The sequence below is a fragment of the Kluyvera sp. genome (genome assembly GCF_965301105.1).
Genome location: NZ_CBDKZX010000005.1, coordinates 144,158 through 151,572, shown reverse-complemented (window position 1 = coordinate 151,572; position 7,415 = coordinate 144,158). Strand labels below are relative to the sequence as shown.

General features: G+C 53.4%; 6 protein-coding genes. All 6 read right to left on the bottom strand.

What is annotated here, in order from left to right:
- The coding region (locus tag ACW14G_RS03860) for a hypothetical protein (RefSeq protein ID WP_455648484.1) at positions 1–597 on the bottom strand (597 nt) is incomplete at its 3' end.
- 354 nt (positions 598–951) lie between these two features.
- Complete coding sequence (gene galF, locus ACW14G_RS03855; protein ID WP_419057387.1) at positions 952–1,854, bottom strand: UTP--glucose-1-phosphate uridylyltransferase GalF; 903 nt, start codon at positions 1,852–1,854, stop codon at positions 952–954.
- A gap of 134 nt (positions 1,855–1,988) precedes the next feature.
- Positions 1,989–3,386 (bottom strand): colanic acid biosynthesis protein WcaM, encoded by a 1,398-nt coding sequence (wcaM, locus tag ACW14G_RS03850; RefSeq protein ID WP_249023057.1) that lies wholly within the window; start codon positions 3,384–3,386, stop codon positions 1,989–1,991.
- A gap of 9 nt (positions 3,387–3,395) precedes the next feature.
- A complete protein-coding gene (gene wcaL / locus ACW14G_RS03845; RefSeq protein ID WP_163449212.1) occupies positions 3,396–4,619 on the bottom strand; it encodes a colanic acid biosynthesis glycosyltransferase WcaL in 1,224 nt (407 codons plus the stop codon).
- Positions 4,616–5,896 (bottom strand): colanic acid biosynthesis pyruvyl transferase WcaK, encoded by a 1,281-nt coding sequence (wcaK, locus tag ACW14G_RS03840; protein WP_032281161.1) that lies wholly within the window; start codon positions 5,894–5,896, stop codon positions 4,616–4,618. Before wcaK ends, wcaL begins: the two co-directional genes overlap by 4 nt.
- Before the next feature lie 31 nt (positions 5,897–5,927).
- Positions 5,928–7,409 carry an MOP flippase family protein gene (locus ACW14G_RS03835; RefSeq protein WP_163449213.1) on the bottom strand — a complete coding sequence of 494 codons (1,482 nt, stop codon included), beginning with the start codon at positions 7,407–7,409 and terminating at the stop codon, positions 5,928–5,930.
- Positions 7,410–7,415 lie beyond the last annotated feature (6 nt).

The window sequence follows — 7,415 nt, the reverse complement described above, 5'->3', positions numbered from 1 at the left end:
AAAATCAATAGTGAATGATTTGTCTATCAATTCATGTACCATCATTTGGTCCGATACATAGGAATGTTGGCAATCAAATGACATTATTGCTGCAATTTTTCTGCGGAAAATTATTTTTTGTAACGGTGCGAATATTGGCCGACCAAGCATGAAATTTTTTCTTATTAACTCTTTGGTTGGATATTTTTTAAGCATTCCCGCAGAAACATTCTCTTTAATGCATGTCCAATCATCTATAAAATAATCATTTAACAATATATCCGCTTGATTTGTTATATCCGGAAAGGAACTCAAGTCAAGGTCATCACCAAAAAAATAATATGAGAATGTATCAAACTCAAAATATGAAACCGCAAATTTAACAACATATTCCCAGTGTTCTGTTCTTTCGAAAGTTGATTCAGGATGTAGCACATATACATTTTCTTCCATCCTAAACACTTCTTGGGCTCGTATGTAGCTATCTTGTTCCTGGATACTGAGTACAAATAAAAAACGTTCAGATTTGAAGCTCGCCAATTCCTTTATATTGTTTAAAAAAGACTCATCAATGGCCTTTAAAGGGACAATAAATACATGTTGTCGACACTCTGGCATGCTATATCCTGTTCACGGCCAAGCTCTCTTTTTATTATCGTTGATTCTATCATCTGGGTATAGCAAAAATGCACGCTACCGCCCCAGGCTCAACAGCTACCAGAACGCTGACCTTCTTCAGAAGCGCCCTCTGTACAAGTAACTTATTCGCCTTACTTGCCGAAAAGCACCAAATTTTGCGGGGGTAATTGTCTTATCAAACTAGAACTGATACAAGAAAAATATCCGATAAAAGATCGTGTAAACTAGTGTGATACTTAGACAAAAAAGTAAATAAATATATTAAAGTAGCAAACTGCGCTATCTAAGCCACAGTTCGCCATTAATCCCATAAACTAGTGTGTAATAAGCACTTCAGGCATTTGGTCCGCTGAGTAGATTCTCAATGCCCTTCCTGAACTTCGCCCCTTCCTTCAGGTTGCGCAGCCCATACTGCACAAACGCCTGCATATACCCCATCTTCTTCCCGCAGTCGTAGCTCTCACCCGTCATCAGCATCGCGTCAACAGACTGCTTATTCGCCAGTTCGGCGATCGCATCCGTCAGTTGAATTCGGCCCCACGCCCCCGGCACGGTCTTCGCCAGTTCAGGCCAGATATCGGCGGAAAGTACATAGCGGCCTACGGCCATCAGATCGGATTCAAGCGTCTGCGGCTGGTCAGGTTTTTCGATAAAATCAACGATGCGGCTAACTTTACCTTCGACATCCAGCGGCTCTTTCGTTTTGATGACGGAGTATTCAGACAGGTCGCCCGGCATACGTTTCGCCAGTACCTGGCTACGTCCGGTTTCGTTGAAACGCGCCACCATGGCGGCAAGGTTGTAGCGCAGCGGGTCGGCGCTTGCGTTGTCCAGCACGATGTCCGGCAACACAACCACAAACGGGTTATCGCCGACAATCGGATGTGCGCACAGGATAGAGTGCCCCAGGCCCAGCGGCTGCGCCTGGCGAACGTTCATGATGGTCACGCCAGGAGGACAGATAGATTGAACTTCAGCCAGCAGCTGACGCTTAACGCGCTGCTCAAGCAGTGCTTCCAGTTCATACGAGGTATCGAAGTGGTTTTCCACCGAGTTTTTCGATGCGTGTGTGACCAGAACGATTTCTTTGATCCCTGCAGCAACCACTTCGTCGACGATGTACTGAATCATCGGCTTGTCAACGATCGGCAGCATCTCTTTAGGGATGGCCTTCGTGGCAGGTAGCATGTTCATACCCAATCCCGCTACCGGAATGACTGCTTTCAAATTAACCATTATCTTGTCCACCTATATATCGGTTGATGAATTATAGCGATTAAACATGTTTAATCCACTCTGTTTTGTCATAGTACTGATTTGAGTCAGGATGATCCCTGGATGTAATCCGATAATTCAGTGGATTGCCGTGCTCAGCGGCGCGGCAGCGCAAAATTGAGGCGTTCTGTGTTGACAACATGCTGATCGATCCGATCAATATCCACCGCCGCCTGACCTTTCTCATTCACCGCCCTCACGTTCGCCAGCGACAGCAGCGTATCCTGCTTCGCCATAAACTTCCCACGCACATCCTTGCGTAAATCGAAGTTCAGCTTCAGCGCAGGCCCACGAGAGGAGAGCTGCATCACGCTGATGTTCCTCAAAAAAATGTGTTGCGGTTTGTTATGAATCTCCAGCGAAGCGTGCTTCATGGACAGGTTGGTGATAGAGACAAACGAGGGGTTGTTACCCGAGGAAATTTGAATACCGCGGACCGTATAGGCCAAAGCACTGTTGTCCATCTGTATATTATTCAGGCGGAAGTTTTGCGGTATCGACAAATAATTGCCTTTGATAACACCGTAGCCAATCAGCATTCCCGCGCTATTAACCATATCGACACCATCAATAACGAAATTATCACAGCCGTAGATCGCCACCGTGGCGTTATCTATTCCCGCCTGCTTGCTGAATTCCGGCGTGATATTGCTGGCTTTCACATTACGGATAATAAAGTGTTTGCCGTTTTCCACGTGCACCAGTTGGCGGCAGTTGCTGCCGGTGATGTTGGCGACGACAAAGTTTTTCACCGCCTGCTCTTCCGGGTAGCCATTATCGTAGGTGCTGCCGGCAAGGCCGATACCGATGCCCCAGTTGACCTTACCGTTGGTGCAGTCGATATGGTCGATGACGTGGTCGGAGATAAGGATATTGCGGTCGTTAATCGCCACGTTCCACTCAATGGCGTCGCCCTGCAGATAGCTGAAGTGGCAGTGGGTGATGTTCACATCAAGCCACTGATTATGGTAGCCCTGACGCAGAATACCGTAATTGGCTTTGGTGATGGTCAGGCGGGTAATGGTCAGGTTACGCAGCGTACGCTTGTCTTTCCCGCCGATGAAAATCTGCGCCACCGGGCCGTAGCCGCTCATCGTCAATCCGGCAATCGTACAATCACTACCACGTACGTCCAGCGTAATGTTGTAAAGGCTGGCTTCACCGCTGCCGATCACCTGGCAGCCCTTTTGCAGGATAAAGCGCCCGCGCCCGTTGCCTTTCAGGGCACCGGCAACCGCCAGCGTTTTTCCCGGCGGCAGCGTAATCGCCGTATTGATATTGTCGCAAACCACACTCGCTGGCACGTTGACGGTGTCGGCCTGCGCGAAGGCCTCATTGAACGCGCGGATCCAGTCGCCATTGTGCACGTAGTCACGTATGTCCACTGCCGAGCGCTTCTCGGCGGCACGCGCGCCGGTTGCTGAAAGTACTGGTAAGGCCGCGGCAAGCGTTGCCCCGGCGGTAAGGAAGTAACGTCGGGTTAAGGTGTGCATAGCGCCTCCTTAGCAAAGCGTCTGCAGCAGGCTGGCAAGCTGCCGGTTAATCACCTGCTGATTAAAATCGGTTTCGACTTTCTCACGTGCGCGCGCCAGCACCGGCTGGAGGCTGTGCGCATCCATCCGGCCAAGTGATTGCAGCTTGTCCGCCAGCGCCGTGGCGTCGTACTCCTCCACCAGCCAGCCGGAATGACCGGAGTCAATCAGTTCCGGGATGCCGCTGTGGACCGTCGACAGCACCGGGATCCCCACCGCCATCGCCTCCATGAGCGCCACCGGAATACCTTCCATATCGCCGTCGGCACCCGTTACCGAGGGCAGCAGGAAGACGTCAGCTTCATCAAGCAGCATTTTCACTTCATGACTGGGCTTAAAGCCCGGCATTTCTACGTGATCTTCCAGCTGATACTGTTCAATCAGGGTGCGCAGACGGCGCTCCCACGGCCCGATGCCGAGGATGCGATAGCGAAAGTTGACGCCGCGCTCTTTCAGCTGGCGGCAGGCTTCAATCGCCACATGCAGCCCCTTTTTCTCGGTCAGACGCGCAACGGAGAGTATCTGCAAGCAGCCATCGGGCGCTTTTAGCGGGCGCAGCGAGAAGCGGTCCATGTTTACGCCCATTCTTGATACGGTAATTTTATCCGTCGGGCAGCCCATCGCCTGCAGCCGGTCGGCCCACAGTTGGCTGATGGGCAACATCATGTCGCCGCGGCGGAACAGCTGCTGATATTCGCTGGTGTAGTGGTTCAACACTCCGCGGCTTGAGATATCAATACCGTGAAAGACGGTGGCAATCTTTCCTTCGATCACCCCCAGTTCGCGCAGCTTGGCGGCGGTCACTCCTGCCGGGCCAAAGTGGGCGATGTAAACATCGGCGACAATCGGCGCGGGCGTGCGGCTACAGATAGAAGAGAGGATCAGGTTGCGCGCCTCCTGCCCGTAGCGCCGCGCGTTTAACGCCCGCCAGACGGCGGGACGGTGTAAACCGCGCAACGTGCTGAACGCGCGATAGCGTAGCTTCTCCAGCGCCGTTGACGGCTCATCCTGTAACCAGCGAACTTTGTCTGCCAGTTGATATTGGGTATAAGCCGCATGAGTGTTGGTCAGGTCGCCCTTTTGTAGGGCGACAATCTCCACCTCATAACCCATCTCGATAAACGCCACGATCTGGTTTAAGACAAACGTCTCAGACGATAAAGGGAATTTCAGCAGGAAGAAGCTGACTTTCATCGGCCCTCCCGGATGCGGTTCAGCACCGATTCAATCATGGTGAAGCCCTTCTGGCGTTCCCCCTCCACCGCCGCGGCGACTTTCTCGCCCAGCGCCGGAAGCTGGTTGAGAATATCGCCCACCACGCCTTGCATCGAGCCGTCGAGCAGGTGACGAATGTCGATGGCCATCTCAGGCATACCCAGCTGCTGCATAATGCCCGCTGATTTGTGCTCATAGTTAATGGCAATCGCCGGCGTGCCGAAGTTCATCGAGATGATCGCCGAATGCAGGCGGGTACCGATAGTCAGTTCGCAGGAGGCAAGAATTTTGCCAATCTCCACGTCATTAAGTTCGTCCATGGCGATGTGGAAATGCTCGCGGTTTTTAACGTACTGCGCCATGCGCAGCGCGACCATGCGGTCATCGCGGTTGTAGCGGTCAATACTGGTGCAGGTAGAAAGCGCCAGCACCTGATAACCGTCGTCAATCATACGGTTCACCACCTCGGCAAACGCTTTCTCATAGGCCTGCTGGGTCGTCCCCAGACGCTTATCAAACGGCTCCAGCTCGCGCAGAGTAATCGCCACGGTTTTACGCTGTGCGGTCAGGTTCAGCCAGTGCTGTACCGCGTAGCTCGGTTCGAAACTGTCGTTACGGTGCTCAACCAGCCAGGCGGTGTCCACGCCCTGCTCCACCTTACCGGTGTCGATATTCGCCTTCGCCATCAGTTCACGGCTTACCGTCTCACGCAAAATCAACGCGTTAGTGCGGCCAAAGACGTAGTTCGCCAGCTCGTTGAAGTCCGGGTTCTGGAACGGGCCAACGCTGTGGCCAATCATGTAGATAGGCTTGTTGGCCATAAAGGCGCACAGCGGGTACTCAAAGTGAGTCAAGCCGTAGAGATCGACGTAGTTCGACCCACCTACCTGAATAATCGCGTCATAGTTGCCAAGGAAGCGCACAAACTCATGAAACTCTGGCGCAATTTCAAAGTTGCGCAGTTTGCCTTCGCCGGTCACCTTAGCCAGCAGGATCTTGTGCTGGAAGCGGCGACGCAGCACTTTCTTCACGCGCCCGCTCACCCCAGCCGCCGCCTGCTGTTTCTGGCTCAGCTGATACAGCGGATCGGCAATAATCTCACGCCCCTGCAACCAGGAGGAACTGATCGGGAAACGGCTCATTACGTCCATTTCAACGTCCGGCTGCTGGCGAAGAATCGCATCGAGCAGGCCGCGCATAATCGCGCTGTCGCCGCGGTTGCCGCAGGTGTGGTTTCCCAAAATTAGTAATTTCATCATGGCCTCATCAAAAAGGGGTTCAAGCAAATCAATCAGGAACGCGTAATAACGTTTTCAGTTTTCCGCTCCGACAGAGCGGTTTTTTTAGTTCAAGTAACAGGCTGTTGCGTGACAGCATGATCACCAGCGCAAAGCTGACTACCCCCGCCAGCACCTGCATCGCCAGCAGCGCCGAGAGCGAAACGCTGCCTTCCAGCAGTCGCCCCACCGCGTAGCTTGAAATCAGCGTCGGCAGAGAGAGACGAAACGGCAGCCACAGGCTCAGCAGGTAATCGCGGTAGCCCGGCCCCAGCACCGGTTTGATCATCACAAAGTAGCTGAGGATGGTGTTGATAATTTGCACCAGCAGGAAGCCCAGCGTGACGCCAATCGCGCCGCCGAGCTGCCCGCCGATAATCACCGCAGGAATAAACAGAAAGGTCTTAAAGACGTTGAATTTAAAGCTGATATCCACTCGCGCTTTGGCCATCAGCAGCGAACCGATCGGGTTGCCCACCGAGCGCAGCAGCCCCACCACGCACAGCAACTGGAGGATTGGCACGATGTGCAGCCATTTGTCGCCGAACACCAGCGGCACAAAGTTATTGCTCACCACCATCAGCCCCAGCAGCGCCGGGAAATTGATGATCCCCACCACCGACAGCAGCTTGTAGAAGTTCACTCGCAGCTTGTCGGTGTCGTCCTGAATCTTGGCGAACGCCGGGAACAGCACGCGGGTGATGATTGGGTTAAGCTTCATCGGCGGTACCACCGCCACGTTGTAGGCGAGGTTATAGCCCCCGGCCACGCTGGCGCCGAGGATGCGCGCGAGCGTCAGCGTCGACAGGTTAGTGTTGATGTAGTTAACAATACTGTCCGCCGTCAGCCACGCGCCAAAGCGCAGGTTCGGCATGACCGTGGTCAGCGAAAAATGCAGACCTGGACGGTAAATCTTGCGGCCAAAATAGCCGAACAGCAGCGTACGCACGGCGCTGTTGACCAGATAACCCAAAATTGCGGTCATCGCCAGCGGCCAGAAGCAGGCGCTAATCACCGTAAAGGTAAAGCCCGACAGCACCGCTGCGGTCTCAATGGAGCCGATTTTGTTAAACTCCAGCTCTTTTTGCATCAGCGCACGAAATTGCTGGCCGTGGGGGATCACCACGAAGGCCAGCGACAGCGTTTTGATCAACGGCGCGAGATCCGGGTTGTGCAGCAACCGCGCAATGGTATCGCTCAGCAGATACACCGCGGCAAACACCGCAATCCCCAGCCCGACGTTCAGCCAGTAGAGCGTGGTCAGCTCAATCTGGCTGATGGCTTTACGCTGAATAATCGAGTTGGCGATACCAAAATCCGACAGCGTGTCCGCCAGCGCGATAATCACCAGCGACACGGTGAGCAGACCAAACTGATGGCCGTCAAACAGACGCGCCAGCACGGTCATCTGCGCCAGCCCCAGGCCAATAATCACCACCGTCGCCATCGCCGACCATTTCGCGCCATTGATGGTTTTTTCTCTCAGGCCCATGTCACT